The organism is Curtobacterium sp. PhB146 (assembly GCF_004342995.1).
GTDB lineage: Bacteria > Actinomycetota > Actinomycetes > Actinomycetales > Microbacteriaceae > Curtobacterium.
In genome coordinates this window covers 1,412,408-1,432,382 of record NZ_SMBN01000001.1, presented here as the reverse complement: position 1 = coordinate 1,432,382, position 19,975 = coordinate 1,412,408, and the positions used below count along the sequence as shown (strand labels likewise).

Annotated in this window: 11 protein-coding genes and 1 tRNA gene; 4 read left to right on the top strand and 8 right to left on the bottom strand. The window is 72.2% G+C overall.

All coding sequences use genetic code 11. The features are described 5' to 3' along the window. Nucleotides 1-109: 109 nt before the first annotated feature. Nucleotides 110-1,312, top strand: coding sequence for an aminotransferase class I/II-fold pyridoxal phosphate-dependent enzyme (locus tag EDF33_RS06940; RefSeq protein WP_132099600.1), 1,203 nt, complete (start codon nt 110-112; stop codon nt 1,310-1,312). Between the two features lie 130 nt (nt 1,313-1,442). On the opposite strand, the gene EDF33_RS06935 is transcribed toward EDF33_RS06940, so the two are convergent. The 4 genes from EDF33_RS06935 to EDF33_RS06920 form a co-directional block, all read right to left on the bottom strand. Next, on the bottom strand, nt 1,443-2,357 hold the full coding sequence (locus EDF33_RS06935; RefSeq protein ID WP_132099599.1) for a carbon-nitrogen hydrolase family protein: 915 nt from the start codon (nt 2,355-2,357) through the stop codon (nt 1,443-1,445). 100 nt (nt 2,358-2,457) lie between these two features. Beyond that, nucleotides 2,458-2,534 (bottom strand) — tRNA-Met (locus EDF33_RS06930). Between the two features lie 63 nt (nt 2,535-2,597). Then, entirely contained in the window at nt 2,598-5,618 is a 3,021-nt protein-coding gene (locus EDF33_RS06925; protein ID WP_243692375.1) for a UPF0182 family protein, read from the bottom strand. A gap of 114 nt (nt 5,619-5,732) precedes the next feature. After that, the gene (locus tag EDF33_RS06920; protein WP_243649853.1) at nt 5,733-6,842 is read right to left on the bottom strand and encodes a S16 family serine protease; all 1,110 of its coding nucleotides are present in this window, start codon (nt 6,840-6,842) and stop codon (nt 5,733-5,735) included. Between the two features lie 152 nt (nt 6,843-6,994). On the opposite strand from EDF33_RS06920, the gene EDF33_RS06915 reads away from it, so the two are divergent. Then, on the top strand, nt 6,995-8,416 hold the full coding sequence (locus EDF33_RS06915; protein WP_132099598.1) for a zinc-dependent metalloprotease: 1,422 nt from the start codon (nt 6,995-6,997) through the stop codon (nt 8,414-8,416). 75 nt (nt 8,417-8,491) lie between these two features. After that, nucleotides 8,492-9,349 carry a TOMM precursor leader peptide-binding protein gene (locus tag EDF33_RS06910; RefSeq protein ID WP_132099597.1) on the top strand — a complete coding sequence of 286 codons (858 nt, stop codon included), beginning with the start codon at nt 8,492-8,494 and terminating at the stop codon, nt 9,347-9,349. Here the strand turns inward: EDF33_RS06910 and EDF33_RS06905 are convergent. Next, nucleotides 9,240-11,045 carry an ATP-dependent helicase gene (locus EDF33_RS06905; RefSeq protein WP_243692374.1) on the bottom strand — a complete coding sequence of 602 codons (1,806 nt, stop codon included), beginning with the start codon at nt 11,043-11,045 and terminating at the stop codon, nt 9,240-9,242. The genes EDF33_RS06910 and EDF33_RS06905 overlap by 110 nt on opposite strands. Next, nucleotides 11,042-11,977 (bottom strand): NAD(+) diphosphatase, encoded by a 936-nt coding sequence (gene nudC / locus EDF33_RS06900; protein ID WP_111085001.1) that lies wholly within the window; start codon nt 11,975-11,977, stop codon nt 11,042-11,044. The genes EDF33_RS06905 and nudC overlap by 4 nt, the downstream gene beginning before the upstream one ends. Before the next feature lie 129 nt (nt 11,978-12,106). Between nudC and EDF33_RS06895 the strand changes: the two genes are divergently transcribed. After that, a complete protein-coding gene (locus EDF33_RS06895; RefSeq protein ID WP_132099596.1) occupies nt 12,107-13,105 on the top strand; it encodes a phosphotransferase in 999 nt (332 codons plus the stop codon). Between the two features lie 375 nt (nt 13,106-13,480). Here the strand turns inward: EDF33_RS06895 and EDF33_RS06890 are convergent, their stop codons facing one another. Together EDF33_RS06890 and EDF33_RS06885 are read right to left on the bottom strand one after the other, a co-directional pair. Continuing rightward, nucleotides 13,481-16,762, bottom strand: a complete 3,282-nt coding sequence (locus EDF33_RS06890; protein WP_243692373.1) for an ATP-dependent DNA helicase — start codon at nt 16,760-16,762, stop codon at nt 13,481-13,483. Next, a complete protein-coding gene (locus EDF33_RS06885) occupies nt 16,759-19,914 on the bottom strand; it encodes a UrvD/REP family ATP-dependent DNA helicase (protein WP_165918733.1) in 3,156 nt (1,051 codons plus the stop codon). The genes EDF33_RS06890 and EDF33_RS06885 overlap by 4 nt, the downstream gene beginning before the upstream one ends. Nucleotides 19,915-19,975 lie beyond the last annotated feature (61 nt).

Sequence of the window (19,975 nt, the reverse complement as noted above, 5' to 3'; positions counted from 1 at the left end):
CCGATCTTATGCGTGGGCTGTGGGTCCGTCCCCGGATCGCCGTCGGACGGCCAGCTAGGTTGGGGTCCGTTCAGCGCGACACGTCGTCGCCGTCACCGGAGGGAACCACATGCGGCAGGCAGGACCCTGGTTGCGAGCAGCCGAGGGAGCGATGCTCCTGGGACCCGACGGCGTCCCCGCGCCCACCGTCTTCGCCGAGATGAGCGCCCTCGCCGCGAGCACCGGCGCGATCAACCTCGGGCAGGGCTTCCCCGACCAGGACGGCCCTGCCGAGGTGCTCGAAGCCGCGGTCCGCGCCATCCGGGACGGCGTCAACCAGTACCCGCCCGGACGCGGGACGGTCGACCTCCGCACCGCCGTGGCCGAACACCAGCAGCGGTGGTACGGCCTCGAGGTCGACCCTGACCGGCAGGTCCTGGTCACCGCCGGCGCCACCGAAGCCCTCGCCGCGACGCTCCTCGCCCTGGTCGAACCGGGCGACGAGGTCATCACGTTCGAACCGTTCTACGACGCCTACGGTGCGCTCGTCCGGCTCGCCGGCGGCACCCACGTCACCGTGCCCCTCACTGCTCCGGACTTCCTGCCGGACGAGGACACCCTGCGCGCCGCGTTCACCGACCGCACCCGCGTCGTACTCGTCAACACGCCGCACAACCCGACCGGCCGGGTCCTGCCCGACGAGGTCCTGCGCACGATCGTGGAACTCGCGACGCGGTACGACGCCCTCATCGTCACCGACGAGGTCTACGAGCACCTGACGTTCACCGTCCCGCACACGCCGATCGCGACACTGCCCGGAGCCGCCGAGCGGACGGTCTCGATCTCGAGCGCCGGCAAGACCTTCAGCACCACCGGTTGGAAGATCGGTTGGCTCACCGCTCCCCCGACGCTCGTCGACGCGATCACGACGGTGAAGCAGTACCTGACCTTCGTCAACGGCGCACCGTTCCAACCGGCCGTCGCCGTCGGACTGCGGTTGCCCGACGCCGTCTTCACCGGGATCGCCGCCGAACTCGCCGCCAAGCACGAACTGCTCGCCTCGGGGCTCCGGTCAGCGGGCTTCGACGTCATGCGGCCGGACGGCGGGTACTTCGTGATCGCCGACACCGCGCCGCTCGGGTACGACGATGCGCGGGCCTTCTGCCTCGAACTGCCCGCCCTGGCCGGGGTCGTCGGCGTACCGGTGTCGGCATTCGTCCGGCCGGAGCACGCCGCGGGCTACCGGTCCCTCGTGCGCTTCGCGTTCTGCAAGCGGCGTTCCGTTCTCGAGGACGCCGCCGGCCGCCTGGCACAGTTGGCCTCTGGCGCGTAGCGAGACGTTCCGCGCGTGGGAGGACGTTCCGCGCGTGCGAGGACATTCCGCGCGTGAGAGGCCGGACGTTCCTGCTCCCCACGCCCGTTCTGGCACTGCAGGGCGACCGCGATGGGACGGAACGCGCAGGTCAGGGGCGAGCCGTGCCTCCTGGCTGGGCGCGCAGCGCGACGTCGTACCGGCGGAGTGCCAGCGACGGGTTGACCTGCCGGACCGCCTCGGTCACGGCGGTGTCGACCGTCGCGACGAGCGTGCCGGGCGCAGAGCCGGCCGACGCCACGGCGACACCGGAGGGGTCGAGCACCACCGAGGCGCCGATGCCGATCGGCGGCGTCTGGCCGACACCGACGACCCACACGGTGTTCTCGATCGCCCGCGCGGTGAGCAGGGTCCGCCAGTGGTGCTCCTTGCCGGGGCCGCGCACCCACTCGGCCGGCAGCACGACGACGTCGGCCGCACCGTGCTCGGGCGCTGCCAGCCGGCGGGTGACCTCGGGGAAGCGCAGGTCGTAACAGGTCTCGAGCCCGATCCGGAGGCCCGCGAACTCGAAGACCGGCAGCTGCTCCGGGTCGCCGGACTCGATGCGGTCGGACTCCCGCGACCCGAAGGCGTCGTAGAGGTGCACCTTCCGGTAGGTCGCCGCGAGCTCGCCGGTGGGGAGCACTGCCACCAGGGTGTTGCGGAAGCGCGTGGGTTCGTCCGCGGTCGCTACGTCGGTCGTCGCTGTTTCCGTCGACTCGGCGTCGGTCGTCTCGGCGTCGGTCGTCTCGGCGTCGGTCGTCTCGGCGATCCCGACGATCAGTGCGACACCGGTGTCGCGGGCGATGTCGCGCAGCCCTGACACGAAGGGGCCGTCGAGCGGCTGCGCTGCGGCGACGAACCGGTCGTCGATGTCGGCGGTGAAGTACGACGAGTACTCCGGCGTGACGAGCAGCGCCGCTCCCCGCGCCGCTGCGTCGACCGCCGCGGTCCGGACGGTCTTGAGGTTGGCCACCGGGTCGTCCACGGGAGCGAACTGCGCGGCGGCGATCGTGAGGGTGCCCATCCGCCGAGCGTACCGGCGCACTGCGGAGCGTTCCGGCGTGGAGGATCCCGGGAACGAGGAAAGCCCCGGTCCTTTCGGACCGGGGCTTTCGTGTGACGCTTGGTTGCGGGGGCAGGATTTGAACCTACGACCTCTGGGTTATGAGCCCAGCGAGCTACCGAACTGCTCCACCCCGCGGCACATTGAATAGCCTACACACGGTCGTGGCGGGGCACAAATCGTGTGCCCCGCCACGGCGTGTCAGCTGCCGTCTTCGGCTGCGGTCGCGGCCTCGATCGCCTCTTGCAGGCGCTTGTCGGCCTCGGCTGCAGCGACCAGGTCGTTGTCGGCGTAGGCCTGCTGACGGTCCTGCAGGGCGTCGTTCGCGTCGGACAGCGCCTGCTGCAGTGCGTCGTTGTCCGTGGTGCCCGAGCCGGTCGAGCCACCGGTCGACCCGGAGCCCGAGTCGGAACCGGAGTCGGACGAGCCCGACCCGGACGAACCGGAGTCGCTCCCCGAACCACTGGCATCGGAGTCTCCGGCAGCAGCACCCGAGTCACCGCCGAACAGCGAGTTGAGCGCCTCGTCGAGGGTGTCCTCGAACGCGATCTTGTCGCCGAACGCGACGAGCACCTTCTGCAGCAGCGGGTACGAACCGCTCGACGTCGACTGCACGTACACGGGCTGCACGTACAGGAAGCCGCCGCCGACCGGCAGGGTGAGCAGGTTGCCCTGCTTCACCGTCGAGTTGCCGCGCTTCAGGATGTTCAGCTCCTGCGACACCGTGGTGTCCGAGTTGAACAGGTTCTGCACCTGCGCCGGGCCCGGGATGTTGTCGGTCTTCGGCATCGTCAACAACGTGAGCTTGCCGTAGCCCGACGCCTTCTTGCCCTTGCCCGCACCTCCCGCGTCGGAGTCGGCGGCCAGGTAGCCGGTCAGCACGTTGCGGTTGTTCGCACCGGCGGACTGCTGGGGGATGTAGGTCGTGTACAGGTTGTACGCGGTCTCCTGCCCCGGCACCTTCATCGTCAGGTAGTACGGATCCTGCAGGTTCGCCTTGCTCGCGGTCGTCGTCGTCTGCGCGCCCAGGGCGTTGGTGGTCGTCGACGTGTCGGCGGCGCTCGCATCCGTGTCGGTCGACCCCGTGGTGGTGGGCTCCTGTGGTGTGTTCCACGCGTCGTCACCCGAGTAGAACGAGTTCGCGTTCGTCACGTGGTAGGTGCCGAGGATCGACCGCTGCACCTTGAACAGGTCCGTCGGGTAGCGGACGTGGTCCAGCAGCTCGGCGCTCATGCTCGACACCGACTTGACCGACGTCGGGAAGATCTTCTCCCACGTCTTCAGCACCGGGTCCTTGGTGTCCCACGCGTAGAGGGTCACCTTGCCCGTGTAGGCGTCGACCGTGGCCTTCACCGAGTTGCGGATGTAGTTGACCTGGTCGGTGCGGTACGCCGAGGACTCCGAACCGGCGATGCTGTCCGACAGGCTCTGGCTCTGCGAGTACGGGTAGGCATCGCTCGTCGTGTAGCCGTCGACGACCCACTGGATGCGGTGGTCGACGATCGCCGGGTAGGCGTCGCTGTCGACCGTCAGGTACGGCGCGACCTTCTGGACACGCGTGATCGGGTCGCGGTCGTAGAGGATCTGCGAGTCCTTGTTGACCGCGTCCGACAGCAGGACCTGCTCCGACTGGAACTTCGCCGCGTAGACGAGTCGGTTGAAGAAGTTGCCCACACTCGGTCCGCCGTCGCCGGAGTACGTCGTGGTGGCGTTGCCGCCGTTGTCGTCGTCGGATCCGGACGGGTAGTCGAGCTCGACGTCCTTCGAATCCTTCGGCGCTCCGACGATCGAGTACGCCGGCGAGGTCTCGCCGAAGTACACGCGCTGCTGGAAGTCACCCAGCGCGCCGTTCGAGGGGATGCCCGACTCGAGGAACACCGGCTTGCCGTCGCTCGCGCGCTGGTTGCCGAAGGCCGCGGTCACGCCGTAGCCGTGGGTGTACACGAACGCCCGGTTGTACTGGGTGTTCGCGGCCGAGCTCAGACCGTCGAGGTCGATGTCGCGCACCGCGATGACGGTGTCCTCGGTCTCGCCCTTGACGTCGTACCGGTCGACGTCGAGCTCGTCCGGGAACTGGTAGTACTGCCGGTACTGCTGCAGCTGGCTGAAGGTGTCGGAGACGATCTTCGGGTCGATGAGGCGGATGTTCGCCGTCGTCTGGGCGTCCTGCGCGAGGGCGCCGGAGCTGGCCTCGGTCGTGGCGTCGTAGTTCTGTTCCTTGACGTCGGAGACACCGTAGGCGTCACGCGTGGCCTTGATGTTCCGCTCGATGTACGCGGACTCGTAGGTACGCTCCGAGGGCTTGACCTGCAGGCGCTGGACGATCCAGGGGTAGATGCCCCCGATGACGATCGCGGCGACGAGCAGCAGGCCGGTGCCGACGATCGAGATGCGCCAGCGGCCGATGACCGCGGTGACGATGAACAGGATCGCGACGATCGCCGCGATGCCCGCCATGATCTCGCGACCCGGGATGACCGCGTTGACCTCGGTGTACTGCGCACCGGTGATGAGCGAGTTCGACTTGGTGAGCGCCGCGTACTGGTCGAGCCACAGGCTCACGGCCTGCAGCGCGATGTAGAGCGCAGCGGTGACGGCGAGTTGGATGCGCGCGGCACGGGATATCCGGACTTCACGTCCCCCGAAGCGCAGCGCGCCGTACAGGTAGCAGGCGGCGAGGGCGGCGAGCCCCGCGATCAGCACCACGGCCGACGAGTACGCCACGATCGAGCGCCAGAACGGCAGCTCGAAGACGTAGAAGCCGATGTCCAGGCCGAACTGCGGGTCGGTCTTGCCGAACGGGGTCCGGTTGAAGTACTCGAGCACCATGCTCCAGCGCCCCGAGGTCGACAGCCCGGCGAAGATGCCGAGCACCACCGGGATGCCGATCATGACGGCGCGGCGCAGCGGTTCGATGACCTGCTGGTACCGGTCCAGCTGCGAGTTGAGCTTCGCGTAGACCGGGCGGTACCGGAAGGCCAGTCCGATGCTCAGGAAGACCGGGATCGCCATTCCCAGGAAGCCCGCGAGGAACATCAGGGTCCCTGCGATCCACCGCGTCGTGAGGACCTGCTGGAACCCGAGCTGCGCGAACCACGCGTAGTCGGTGTACAGGCTGGCGAAGATGAAGAAGCCGATCACCAGTGCGGCCAGCACGATGATCGTGACCACGATCGGGACCCGCGGCGAACGCCGCCCCGAGGTGGACGAGGTTGTCGTCACTTGATGTGCTCCAGACGTGTCGGACCGGCGGGCCCGGCTCGCGGCGGGCCGTCAGTGCACTGATCCTATTGGACCGGGCGGACTGTGAAACTGTGCGAGGACTCAGGAACCCGGTCAGGAACCGCAGCGGGCGAGCTTCGCGGTGCTCTTCCCGTCGGCGATGGTCTGCAGGTCGGTGACGGCCTGGTCGAGCGTCGACACCTTGTAGACGTCGAGCCCGTCCGGCACGTGCCCGACGACCTCGCCGCAGTTGTCGGCGGGGGCGAGGAACACCGTCGCCCCCGCTTCCCGCGCTCCGTAGAGCTTCTGCCGGATGCCGCCGATGGCTCCGACCTCGCCGTCGGCGGTGATCGTGCCCGTCCCCGCGACGTGCTTGCCGCCGTTGAGCTTGCCGGGCGTGATCTCGTCGATGATCCCGAGCGCGAACATCATGCCGGCCGAGGGGCCACCGACGTCCTGCAGCTTGATCGAGACGTCGAACGGGAAGTCGTACTTCTCCGTGACGCCGACGCCCAGGAGCGCGGTGCCCTGCTCGTCGCGCGGGGTCACCCGGACGTCCTTCGTCGCACCGTCGCGCTCGATGGTGACGGTGGCCGGGGTCGACGTGCCGTGCTTCGCGACGAGCTCCCGCAGCGAGGTGGCGTCGGCGTTCGTCGTGAGCGGGGTGCCGTCGAAGGCCGTGATGACGTCGCCCTTCTCGATCGGACCGTCGGCAGCCGAGCCGGGCTGCACGGTTCCGACCTCGAGTTCGGTCGGCAGGTCGTTCCCCTGCTGGATCAGTGCTGCGGCCACCGCGGACTGCTGCGACGCCTGCATGTCGGCGGAGTCCTGCTGGTTCACCTGCTCGGTCGTCGTGCCGGTCGGGTAGATCGCCTCGACCGGGATCACGGCCTCGGACTTCGTGAAGATCGCCCGGACGACGCTGGTCCACGACGGACGGTTCGTCGCGTCGCCCTGGATGCCGACCGTCAGCATGTCGAGCGCACCGGCGGTGGGGTAGGTCTCGTGCCCGGAGACCTGGATCAGCTTGACGTCCTTCGCGTCCTTGCCCGTCCCCTGCTTCTGGGTCCCGATGGTGTTGTAGACCGGTCCGGGGACCTCGATCAGGTACGGGCTCGGCAGCACGCTCGCCAGGATCCCCAGCACGACGGCACCGATCACGAACGCCCACCCGACGGTCCTGGCACGCGAACGACGACGGGGCGCGGGGGTGAAGAGGGTCACGCGGGGTCCTTCCAGGGGCGGTCGCCGGGCCTGACGGCGGGGCGGTCGTCCGCGCCGTGCGGCGGGACTGTTCGCCCTCGGCGCAGCGGTTCGGGCGTTCCCACGGGGGCATCCCAGGTGCGGCCCCGTGAGCAGCGATTAGCGTAGTCGGCATGCCTGATGAACCACAGCCGGGGCCGGACGACGACTTCCAGGAGATGCTGCGCAAGCTGCTCTCGGGCGAGGGCCAGATCGACCCGTCGCAGCTCGCCGGTGCAGCCGGCCTGCCGAACGACCCGGCGTTCGTCGCGAACCTGATGAGCCAGCTGCAGCGTGCCGCGCAGTCCGGCGGCGACGGCATCGACTTCTCCGCGACCGCCGAGCGCGCCACCGCGATCGCCCGCGAGGGCGGCCACGCCGTCGACCCGGTGGCCTTGCAGGCGGCCGACCAGGCGTTCCAGGTCGCCGCCCTCTGGTTGGACGAGGTCACGACCGTGGCCGAGCTCACCGCGACCCCGAGCCTGTACACGCGGGAGCAGTGGGCGAAGGCGACAGTTCCGGTGTGGACCCAGATCGCCGAGCCCGTCGCGTTCAGCATCGCCGATGCGCTGACCGAGGCCATCGACCAGCGTGCTCCCGAAGAACTCAAGGCGATGCTCGGTGACGTCTCGAAGGCGATGCGCGGCGTCGGCGGTGCCCTCTTCGCCATCCAGCTCGGCCAGGTCGTCGGCCAGCTGTCGAAGGAGGTCGTGTCCGGCGGCGACGTGGGTGTCCCGCTGCTGGACGAGCAGGTCGCAGCACTCCTGCCGCAGAACGTGGCCGAGTTCGCCGAGGGACTCGACGTCTCCGAGGACGAGGTCCGCATCTACCTGGCGGTCCGCGAACTCGCGCACGCACGGCTCTTCCGCTCGGCGCGGTGGCTGCGACTGCACATCATCTCGTCGATCACGGACTACGCACGGGGCATCCACATCCCCTTCGACCGCGTCGAGGAGCTCGCCGCGGACATCGACCCGACCAACCAGGAGCAGCTGCGGGACGCGCTCGCCTCGGGCGCGCTCATCCCGCCGCGCACGCCCGAGCAGGATGCTGCGCTGGCACGACTCGAGACCATGCTCGCGCTCGTCGAGGGCTGGGTCGACACGGTGACCGCCGCCGCCACCGTCCGGCTGCCGAAGAGCGGCGCCATCGCCGAGATGGTCCGCCGTCGCCGTGCAGCCGGAGGACCCGCCGAGTCCGCGTTCGCGACGCTCGTCGGCCTCGAACTGCGACCCCGCCGTCTGCGCGAGGCCGCCGCGATGTGGCAGCGGGTGACGGACGAGCTCGGAGCCGAGCAGCGTGACGCACTCTGGTCGCACTTCGACCTGGTCCCCACGTCCGACGACGTCGACGCACCCGACGCCCTGGTCGCCCGTCTGCGGAACCCCGCGCAGACCGAGGAGGACGACGCGTTCGACAAGGCGCTCGAGGACCTGCTCAACGACGCCACCGGCGCCCGTCCGCACGAGGACGAGTCCGGCCGGATCGACGACGGCGCCCCGGGCACCGACGAGACAGGCACCGACGAGGACCACCCCGGCGACCAGCCCCGCTGAGTCCGGCACCGCCGAGTTCTCCACAGATCCACCACCCGGCCCCACGCGTGCCCCCGACTCGGGCACCGTGGGGTCATGGGCATCCGCATCGATCCGACACTCGAGTTCGTCTGGCGCGACCCGACGACGGTGCAGCTCGGGGTCGATCCGCCTCGTGCCGTCGTCGACGTCCCGACCACGGGCGAGGAACGGTTCCTCAGTGCCCTGCGGCGTGAGACGGGGCGCGAAGCGCTGAGCGGCCTCGCCGTCACCTCGGGCTGCCCACCGGACGTCGCCGCGCGCGTGCTCGGTGCGGCGTCCCCCGCGGTGATCGACGTCCTGCCCGAACCGCTCGAACGGGTCGAGGTGCACGGCGCCGGCGGGTTGCCGGACACGATCGCGGCGCACCTGTCCGGCGAGGGCGTGACCGTCGCCCGGACCTCGTCCCCGCGGGGCGGCCCCGTCGACCTGCCGGAGCACGAACCCCGGCTCGCCGTGGTGGTCGCCGACCACGTCGTCGACCCCGCGCTCCGCGCCGCCTGGACCCGCAGGGGCGTGCCGCACCTGGCGGTGGTGGTGGGCGACGGCCGCATCCGCCTCGGGCCGTTCGTGGTCCCGGGGGCCGGCCCGTGCCTCCAGTGCGCGGAGTTCGCACGCGTGGACGACGACCCGGCGTGGCCCGCGATCGCGTCGCAGCTGTGGGGACGACCACCGGCGCCGCTGTCACCGTGGCGGTCCGCCGCGGTGGCCGCGGCCACCACCCGGCTGCTCGTGCAGCGCCTGCCGCTCCGGTCGCAACGTGCCGACCCGGACCAGGTGGTGTTCGACCGCGACGACCTGGCCGTCAGCCGGTGGTCGGTGCCGCCCCATCCGCGGTGCGCGTGCCGAGCACTGCCAGGAACCGACTCGGAGCGCGGGCTCCCCCACGCGTGGAACCCTGTCTCGACCACGTGATCGTCACGGTCCGCCGGGCGCGGGTCAGGCCGACGTAGAACAGGCGACGTTCCTCGTCCACCTCGGTGTCGGTGGTGGCGTGCGAGATCGGCAGGAGTCCCTCGGCGGCACCGGCGATGACCACGTTCGGCCACTCGAGTCCCTTCGACGAGTGCAGGGTCGCCAGGGTCACGGCGTCGACCTCGGGCTCGTGGTGCGTCGCGGCACGGTCCACCAGGTCCTGGGTGAACTGCTGCATGGTCGTGCCGGCGGGGGCGTCCTCGGCCAGGCCCATGATCGCCTGCAGGGCTTCCCACTGCTCGCGGACGGCGCCGGTGCCCTCGGGGGCGGTCGACGTCCACCCGCTGACCTGCAGCACGAGGCGGACACGGCGGGTCAGTTCGTCGTCGGTCTGCCGGATCGCCTCGCCGCGCATGTGGTGCACTGCGAGCTTGACCTCGGGCCGGTTGAAGAAGCGCGTGCCGCCCTGCACCCGGTAGGGGATGCCGTTGCGGCCGAGTGCGGACTCGAGGGCCGCGGACTGGGCGCCGACGCGGAACAGCACCGCGCAGTCGCCGTACGACGCTCCGCCGGCGACGAGTTCCGCGATGCGCCGGGCGATGGTCTGGGCCTCGTCGCCGTCGTGCACGCACGGCACGACGACCGGGTCCGGACCGGGCTCCTGCGTCTGCGCGACCAGGTCGAGCGCACCCGGTTGCCCGCGCATCAGGGCGTTGGCGGCGTGCACGACCTCGCGGGTGGAGCGGTAGTTCCGCTCGAGTCGCACGACCGAGCCGCGGGGGAACTCCGAGCCGAAGCCGAGCAGGTAGTCGCTCGACGCACCGGCGAACGAGTAGATCGTCTGGCTGGCGTCGCCGACGACGCACAGGTCGTCGCGGCCACCGAGCCAGGCCCGCAGCAGGTCGTGCTGCACGGGCGAGACGTCCTGGTACTCGTCGACCACGAAGAACCGGTACTGCTGCCGCACGTAGGACGCCACCCGCGGCTCCGACTCGACCATGCCGAGCGTGGCGAGCAGGACGTCCTCGAAGTCGAGCTGTCGGCGGTCGTCCTTCAGGCGCTCGTAGGCCTTCATCAGGTCGATCACCCGGCGCGGTGAGGTGTCGCGCGGCATCACGCGCTCGGCGGCGGCGGCCTCGTACTCCTCGAGCGAGAGCATCTGCACCTTGCGCCACTCGACCTCGGCGGCCAGGTCGCGCAGCACCGGGGTGTCGACCGACATCCCGACGGTGTCCGCGGCGTGCGCGATCATCCGGCCCTTGGACTCGACGATCTTCGGCGCGTGCCCGCCGACGGTGTCCGGCCAGAAGTAGCTGAGCTGCGCCATCGCCGCGGCGTGGAAGGTCCGCGCCTGCACCGTGCCGGCGCCGAGCGAGCGCAGCCGCGACCGCAGCTCCCCGGCGGCGCGGGTGGTGAACGTCAGCGCGAGGACGTGGTTCGGTGCGTAGGTGCCGGTCGCGACGCCGTAGGCGATGCGGTGGGTGATCGCACGGGTCTTGCCGGTGCCGGCGCCCGCCAGGACCGCGACGGGCCCGAGCAGGGTCCGGGCGACGGTGCGCTGCTCGGTGTCGAGGGCAGCGAGGAGTTCATCGGGCGACGGCGGACGGACCTCGGCCGAACCGGCCGAACCGGCCGAACCGCCTGCACCGCCCGGACCAGCGCCAGCCGACACCGGCCCACCACCAGCACTGCTCACGGCAGGTCCAGCGGCCCGCCGTACCACTCCTCGATGATGGCGCGGGCGATCGAGGTCCGACCGGGCAGCAGCAGGGTGTCCCCCGCGCGCTCCCGGATGTCCTCGCGCGAGAACCAGCGCACGTCGAGGATCTCGACGCCGTCGGGCCGGGCGGTGGACGGGTCGCCGTCCACTGCGCGGGCACGGAAGCCGACCATCAGCGACGCGGGGAACGGCCACGGCTGCGAGCCGAGGTACTCGGGCTCCTCGACGTGCACGCCGGACTCCTCGAAGACCTCGCGGCGGACGGCGTCCTCGAGCGACTCCCCCGGTTCGACGAACCCGGCGAGCAGCGAGTAGCGGTCGGCGTCCCACGCGGCGTTCGAGCCGAGCAGGATGCGGTCGTCGGCGTCGACGACACCGACGATGATCGCGGCGTCGGTACGCGGGAAGTGCTCGTGTCCTTCAGGGTCGCGGCGCACCCACCCGCCGGTGACGACGTCGGTCGCGGACCCGGTGCGGGGTGAGAAGCCGTGGACGGCGTGCCAGTTCGCCATCGCCACGGCCTCGACCGCCAGGCCCTGGTCGCGCGGGGACAGCTCGGTGCCGAACATGCGCAGGCTCTCCCACGCGTCATCGGACGGTTCGATGGCCGACGCGGTGGCGTCGTCGACGAGGGCCGCGACGAAGCGGGTGCCGGCGGGCGCGTCGGCAGCGTCGGACACGGCGCGGCCGAGGTACAGCGTCACGGTGCCGTCCGGCACGTCGGCCGCGGTCACGAACCGCAGGGTGCCGTCGGCGTTCCGGAGCATCTCCGAGCCGTGCACCGGCAGGTACCGGGTCGCGGAGTCCTCGCGCAGGACCCGGTCGAGGTCCGGCGTCGTGCGGAACTCGGCGTCGCGGTCGAGTTCGTTGCGGGACAGCGGGAGCCGGGAGGCGAACTCGACGGTCACGGCAGAGGGCTCCTCGGTTCAGGTGCAGGCGAGGCCTGCGGGCGGGGCGTGCGGCAAGGCGTACTGGGAAGGCTTCGGGAACAGCGTGGCGTGCACCGGTGCAGGCGTCACGCACCTACCCTGAGGGGCATGGCGGGATCCCAGTTCACTCTAGCCGCGTTGGCGACGACGGCCGTGCCCGGTCTCGTCGTCACGGGCACGCGCACGCTCGGCTCGGCCGCGGCCGGCGACTACGAGTCGGCTCTCCTCCGCGACGCCGACGGCGCCCTGACGGTCATCCGACGTCCCCGGAACCAGCGGGCGGAAGCCCGGCAGTCGGCCGACCTCGTCGCGATCCGTGCGCTGAGCGCCGGGATCCGCACGCGCCTCCCGTTCGGTGTGGCCGAGTACCGCGGTCAGGCGCCGATCGGATCGACCCGCGCCATCGTCACCACCCGGCTGCCGGGCGCGCACCCGACGCTCGCGTCGTTCGCCGAGCGCCCCGAGCTCGCCACGAGCGTCGGCCGCGCCCTCGCCGCGATCCACCAGCTGCCGACGAGCTTCGTCTCGGACGCCGGCCTGCCGTCGCTCACCCCGTTCGAGGTGCTGCGCTCCGCCGTCTCCGTGATGGACCGCGCCGTCGCCACCAAGCTCGTGCCCGCCGCCCTGGTCGAACGGTGGGAGGGTGCCGCGCGCGACCAGCAGCTGTGGCAGTTCACCCCGACCGTCGTGCACGGTTCGATCGGCACCGGCGTGCTGCTCGTCGACGGCGAGGCCGTCAGCGGGATCCTCGACTGGGGCGAGCTTCGACTCGGCGACCCGGCGAAGGACCTCGCCTGGGTGCTCGCCGGCCGACGCGACGCCTTCGACACCGTCCTGAGCGCCTACGAGGCGAACGGCGGCGGACGCGACCGTCAGCTCGCACAGCGCGCCCGGGTGCACCACGAACTCGAGACGGCGCACTGGCTGCTGCACGGCGTCCAGGCGAAGAGCACCGAGGTCGTCGACGACGCGGTCGCCATGATGCACCGGCTGGTCGACGCGGTGCACGCGCCGAGCGCGGAACCGCTGCAGTCGGTGTCCCCCGAGACGATGGAGATCGGCGAGGTCGAGCAGCTGCTGTCGTCGACCGAGCGCCGACACGGCTGACGTCCGCTCCGACGTTCCGGCTCGTGCGCCGCGCTCACCGCTGCCGAGCGGTCACGCAACGTCGTCCGCCCCGCGTTCGAGCGACCGTCCACGACCAGTCCGCAGCCGCCGACGGGCTGTCGTGACCAGTGGCGGTCGCGCTGGGCGGTGGGCGCGACTGCCTGGAGGCCCGGTGCCGGTCCGCGAGACCGGCACCGGGCCTCCCGGGTGGCCGGCTGGGCGCGGCGCGCTCCCCGCCCGCGTCCGGCCCCGAGCGGTCACGGCTCCCCGCCCTCCGAGCACCGACCGGCCACGAGCCGTCGGCCGTCGAGCCGCGCACTGACGGCCTGTAACCGGTCGCCGTGCACGCCGCGGGGTGTCGCGACCCCTCGTCCGTCAGCCGATCGCGGCCGTCCAGGCGCGCTCGAGTCCAGCACGGTCCAGCAGCTCGGTCGGACGCACCTCGAGGTCGTCCGCGACGAAGTAGAACACGGCGTCGACCTGGTCGAGCGGTCGACCGGTGAACTCGGCGTAGGCCACCCGGTACAGGGCGAGCTGCAGCGTCCGTCGGGCCAGGTCGTCGGCACCGGACGGTGCCTTGCCCGTCTTCCAGTCGACGACCTCGGCACGCCCGTCGATCTCGTAGACGGCGTCGAGCTTGCAGACGACGCTGTGCCCGAGGAACGGTATGTGGATCTCCCGCTCGACCTCGACCGGCGTGCGGCCGGCCCACCGTGAGCGGGCGAAGGTGGCCTGGAAGTCGGCCAGTCGTCGGGCGTCGTCGTCCGTGACCACGGCGTCCGGCGAGGCGTCGACCAGGTCGTCGGCGTCGAGGTCGAGCTCGTCGCCCCACACGTCGAGGGTCTCGAGCGACCCGCCCGTCCGGGCACGCTGCTCCACCCACTGGTGGAAGAGCGTGCCGAGCCGGGTCGCTCGGTACGGACGCTCCGGCATCGGCCGCCGCAGGCGTTCGGCCACCTTGTCCGGCTCGGTCAGGTAGTCCTTGAAGCCGGAGGCCGGCACGCGGTGCGGGACCACGACCGCGTGCTTCGCGTTCCGGGTCGCGCGTCGTTCGGCGAGCAGCAGGTCGATGTCGGCCGCGTACCGGCCGGAGGCACCGGGGTTGGCGTTCCGGACCCGCTCGGCCGCCGCCAGCACCCGGGGCGCACGCTGCCCGAACGGCACGTGCGGCCAGAGCTGCTGGGCGCCGTCCTCGCCGAGGGGGTTCTCGTCGTGCACGGTGGTCTCCGGGATCGCGGTGCCGTCGACGACCCCGGCCTCGACCAGGTCGTGCAGGTACCGGCTCGGCTCGGTGGGGCGCACGCCGCCGGCCCAGAACGAACCGGACACGAGCAGGTCGTGGCGGGCACGGGTCAGCGCGACGTACGTGAGTCGGCGTTCCTCGTCCTCGTTGCGGGCCTTCACCTGCTCCTTGAAGGCGTCGATCGCGGTCGTGACGTCCTTCTGAGTCTCCTGCCCGCGCCACGCCAGGCTCGGCAGCTCGGCGCCGTCCCCCCGGAACTCGTACGGCAGACGGCCGAAGCCGAGCCACCCGGACGAGCCCTCCTGCGGCCGCGCGGGCAGGCCGCCCTCGACCATGCGCGGCACCGCGACGGCGTCCCATTCGAGGCCCTTCGACCCGTGGATCGTCAGGATCTGGACCGTGCCGGCTTCGGGTTCCTCGGAGCGCGGGCCCATGTCGTCACGACGGGCGGCTGCGTCGATCCACCCCAGGAACGACCCGAGGTCGGCACGGTCGTCGGTGGACACGAACCCGGCGAGCTCGTCGATGAAGGCGTCGAGGTACGCCCCGCTGCCCTGCTCGTGCGCCGCGACCTCGATGTCGAGCCGCATCTCCTGCACCACGAGCGTCACGAAGTCGACCAGGTCGCTGCCGGCCCGCGACCGCAGCATCGCGAGCTGCGTGCCGAGCGCCCGCATCCGGCTCCGGCCGGCGGGCGTGATGCCCTCGAGCGCGCCGTGCTCGTCCGGTGCGGTCGCCACGAAGTCCAGGGCGTCGACGATCGAACCGTGCTCCCCCGCGGCCACCGAGGCGCGGAACGCCGCCGTCAGTTCGTCGTCGAGCCGCTGCTGGGTGTGGTCGCGCTGGAACAGCCACCGCGCGAGGTGGTGGAGGGCGACGACGTCCGCCGGGCCCACCCGCCACCGGGCACCCGCGAGCAACCGGATGAGGTCGTTGCCGGCAGCCGGGTCGTGCAGCACCCGGAGGCACGCGACCAGGTCCACGATCTCGGGGCGCTGCAGCAGGCCGCCGGTGCCGAGCACGTGGAAGGGCACAGCACGCGCCCCGAGCGCCGCGGTGAACGACGCCAGGTCCTTGCGGGCACGGAGCAGCAGGGCCATCGACCCGGTCGGGTTCCGCTTCCGGTGGCCCTGGAACCACGCGGCGACCTCGTCGGCCTCTTCCGGCAGGGTCTCCGGGAACACCGCTCGGACCGACCCGGCGTCCGCACCGGGTCGCGGTGACAGGCGCTCGACGTCGACCTCGGATGCCTCGGACAGCGGCGCCACGATCGCGTTCGCCCCCGCGAGGACGTCGACCGGGTTCCGCCAGCTCGTCGACAGCGCGAACGTCACGGGCCGGACCGCATCCGGCTCGGTGCCGCCGAAGTCGTGCGGGAAGCGTGCGAGGTTCGCGGCGCTCGCACCGCGGAACCCGTAGATCGACTGGTGCGGGTCGCCCACGGCCATCACCGAGTGCCCGCGGAACAGCCGGGCGAGGAACCGGGTCTGCACCACCGAGGTGTCCTGGTACTCGTCGAGCAGCACGACGCCGAACCGCTGCCGCAGGTCCGTGACCACCCGCGGCGCGGACTCGGCCGCGGCGAGCGCCAGGGCGATCTGGTCGGAGAACTCGACGAAGCCGCGGTCGACCTTCTGCCGCCGGAACTCCGCGACCAGGTCGGCCAGGGGCTCCAGCGCACCGATCGCCGCGACGGCGTCGGTGATCGCCTTGTACGGCTTGCCACGGTTGCCGGGCAGTTCGAGCAGGTCGGAGAACTCGACGGCGAACCGGCGGAGGTCCTCGGGTTCGACGAGGTGCTCGGACGTGGCCCCGGCGAGCGCCACGACGGCCGCGGTGAGGGTGTCGACGTCGCGGTCGAGTCCGGCCAGTCGGTCGTCACGCGCGGCCACCACGACCCGGCGGGCCAGCTGCCAGGCGGACGGTTCGGTCAGGACCTGGGACTCGCCGTCGCGGCCGACGAGCAGGGCGTTCTCGCGGAAGACGGCGTTCGCGAACGCGTTGTAGGTCGACACCGTGGGTGCTTCGAAGGCGTCGCCCGGGGTGATCAGGCCGACGTCCTCGAGTGCACGGATGCGGTCGTTGATGCGCACCGAGAGCTCGCCGGCGGCCTTGCGGGTGAAGGTCAGGCCGAGGACCTCGTCGGGGCGGACCATGCCGTTCGCGAGCAGCCAGACCACCCGCGACGCCATCGTCTCGGTCTTGCCGCTGCCGGCTCCGGCGACGACCAGGGCGGGGGTGAGCGGGGACTCGATGACGGCGCGCTGCTGTGCGGTCGGGCGGGGGCGGCCGAGGGCGTCGGCGATGGCGTCGGCGCCGTGCCGGACCGCGGGCGCGGCGGTTCCGGGCGCGTCCGTCGCGCCCGTCGCGCCCGTCGCGCCCGTCGTGTCGGTCGTGTCGGTCGTGTCGGTCACCAGGTCACCTCCGAGACCACGTGGATGCGGCACTCGACGCCGGTCCGGGCCTTCTCGCAGTGGTCGTCCACGTTCGCCAGGAAGGTCCGTCCGGCCATGCCGCGCGCGACCCCGTGCAGGCGCTCCCGGTAGGCGTCGCGCGCCTCGGCGTCGAACGCGTGCTGGGTGCGCTCCGAGTAGGCCTGCCCGCCGCGGGGGTTCTGCACGAACACGAGTCGGGCGTCCGTCATGGGCGAGCCGGCCGGAACGCCCTCGACCGCGCCGTCCTCGATCGCCAGCTGGTACGCGCCGAGCTGCGGGTGCTCCGGCATGTCGTTCTTCTCGCTCGGCATCGAGCGTCCGGTCTTGAGGTCCACGACGCTGACACGGCCCTCGGGGTCGACCTCGATGCGGTCGATGCTGCCGCGCATCCGGGCGGGGCCGGTGACCAGGGCGAACGAGGTCTCGGCGCCGAGCAACCGGCGGCCAGCGCCCGCGAAGGTCCGCAGGTAGTCGCTGAGCCCCTCGATCATGCGGCGGGTGCGCGCGCGTTCCCGATCGGCCACCCACGGCGACTCGAAGGTCAGTTCGTCCCACCGGGCCTCGACCCGCTCCCACAGCGACTCGACGTCGATCTCGGTCGCGTGCTCCATCGCCTCGTGCACGATCGTGCCGATCCCCATCGCCGGACTCGGCGCACCGCCGCCGAAGGTCTGCACGAACCAGTGCACCGGGCACTCCTCGAACGTGCCGATGCGCGACGGCGAGACGGACACGGTCGGGGCGACGGGTTCGCCGCCCTCGACCTCGGGGGCCGGGTCGGCGTCGAGGTCGACCAGCGGCTCGTCGGTGGTGGGCTCGGCGAGGCCGTACCAGTCGTCCGGTGCGGCCCCGGGGACCTCGGCCTCGGCCAGTCGGGCGAGCGCCGAGGCGGCCTCGTGGTCGCCGGACAGGACGACCCGACGTCGCAGGGACCCGGCCAGTCCGCGCAGGGACAGCGGGTGCACGGTCGGCTGCCGGTCCGGCGGCACCGGCACCAGGCGGACGAACGGCGACGGGGACTCGTCGTCGTTGGCGACGGTGCCGATCACGACCTGCGTGGTCGCGCGGGAGACGGCGCGGGCGAACAAGCGGAGTTCGTCGGCCACCACCGCGGCGCGGTCGTCGATCGGCGAACGCTCGGCCCCCGACGCCGCACGGACCAGGCCGTCCGGGTCGAGCAGACTGCCGCGCACCCGGGTGTTGGGCCACACGCCGTCCTGCAGTCCGAGCACCACGACGACGTCGCACTCGAGTCCGATCGTCGCCGAGGGGGTGAGCACCCGGACCCGGCCGGCGGTGCGGTCGGGGCCGATGGAGTCCTCGGGCAGGTCGGCGCCGAGCAGGTCGTCGACGAACACCCGGGCCGGGGCGTCCGGGGTGCGTTCGACGAACCGCTTGGCGGCGGTGAACAGGCCGACGACGGCGTCGAGGTGCCGGTCCGCCTCGCCCGCTCCGACCCCGCCGGCTGCGGACTGCCCGCCCCACGACTTCGCGAGGCCGCTGCGCTCCCACAGGCCCCAGAGGATCTCCTCGATGCTCGATCCGGCCTCGGCGTCGGCGTGTGCCTGCACCAGACTGCGTGCGAGACGGGTCGCCCGTCTGGCGAAGCCGGCGTCGACCGTGGCCAGACGTTCCGGGGCACCGAGCGCGTCGATCAGGAGTTCGTCGGCCGTGCGGGTGCCGTCGCCGGCGAGCTCTTCGCGCCGCAGGGCGAGCCGCAACCGGCGCATCGCCAGGGTGTCGAGCCCGCCGAGCGGCCCGGTGGCGAACGCCGTGGCCAGGGCGGCGTCGAGGGGCAGGACCCCGAGGGCGACCGCCGCGGCGTCGAGCAGCGCCCGCGCCGCCGAGTCGTCACGGGGGCGGACGGGCGCGGCACCGGCGGTCGCGGGGACCTCGGGCACCGAGAGCGCACGCACGAGCTCGGGGATCGCGGCGCCGCTGCGGGTGACGACGGCCATCCGGTGCCACGGCACACCGTCGAGCAGACGGTGCTCGCGGAGCCGTCGGGCGACGGCCACGAGCAGCGCCGACCGGCTCGCCGCCTCGAGGTGCACGACGGCGTCGGCTCGGGCGTCCTCGTCACTCGCCGTCGCCGCGCGCTGCCGACCGGCCGCTGCCGTGCCGATGCGTCCCGTGATCCCGGAGACCAACGACCGGATCGGCGCGGGGTACCGGTGCACGGTGCCGAGGAAGAGTTCATCGACCCGGTCCACGCCGAGCCGCACGGCCAGGCGCCCGAGCACGTCCGGTTCGGCCCCGCGGAACGCCGAGGCGGCGATGTCCGGGTCGCCGAACGCGACGACCTGCACGCCGGACCGGGCGAGCGCACCGAGCAGTGCCACCTCGCCCTCGACGAGTTCCTGGGTGTCGTCGACCACGATGAGTCCGAGGGCGGCGATGCTCGCCGGGAGTTCCCCACGCAGCACGGCGGCGGTGGCGAACGCGACGAGCTCACCGGAGTCGAGGCTGGTCGCGCGGAACGCGGTGACCGAGGCCCGGTACTCGTCGACGAAGTCACCGACGGCCCGCCACTCGGGTCGACCGCCCTCGTCGCCGAGCTCGCGCATGTCCTCGGGCTCGACGCCCGCCGCGACCGCACGCATCATGACGTCGCGCAGCGCGGTCCGGAACCCGGCGCGCTCGCGCACCACCGCGGTGATGGGTTCGGGCCAGTCCGGACCGGTGCCGTCGAGCTCGTGACCGGCGAGCAGGTCGGCGATGATGCGGTCCTGCTCGCCACCGGTCAGCAGCGTGGGCGCTTCCTGCCCCTGGACCGCGGCGGCGTGCGCGACGATCTGGAAGGCCAACGAGTTCACGGTCCGGGCGAGCGCTCCGGGCACCACGCGGTCGACGGCGGCGGCGAGGCGGTCACGGAGGGCCGTGGCAGCGGTCCGCGACGAGGTCAGCGCGAGCACGGTGGCGTGCCCGTCGGGGCTGATCGCGTCCGGTCGGCGCAACCGGTCGGCGACGAGCCGGGCGAGCGTAGTCGTCTTGCCCGTGCCGGGAGCGCCGATGACCGCCGCGTGCCGGCCGTCGGGCAGCGCGAGCACGGCGGTCTGGGACGGGTCGTCGACCAGGGCGCGTGCGACGCCGACGTCTGCGGGGGCTGGCGTCAGCGTGGTCTGCGGCACGCTCGTACGGTACCCACGACCGCCGACACCACCCGGCCCGACGCGGGCGCGGCGCGCACCC

What these genes read in the sequence shown, in the direction of transcription:
- EDF33_RS06915 (WP_132099598.1), top strand. Translation starts at nt 6,995, where the DNA reads ATGCCTGATGAACCACAGCCGGGGCCGGACGACGACTTCCAGGAGATG.
- EDF33_RS06895 (WP_132099596.1), top strand. Translation starts at nt 12,107, where the DNA reads ATGGCGGGATCCCAGTTCACTCTAGCCGCGTTGGCGACGACGGCCGTG.
- EDF33_RS06935 (WP_132099599.1), bottom strand. Translation starts at nt 2,357, where the DNA reads ATGGGCACCCTCACGATCGCCGCCGCGCAGTTCGCTCCCGTGGACGAC.
- EDF33_RS06940 (WP_132099600.1), top strand. Translation starts at nt 110, where the DNA reads ATGCGGCAGGCAGGACCCTGGTTGCGAGCAGCCGAGGGAGCGATGCTC.
- EDF33_RS06910 (WP_132099597.1), top strand. Translation starts at nt 8,492, where the DNA reads ATGGGCATCCGCATCGATCCGACACTCGAGTTCGTCTGGCGCGACCCG.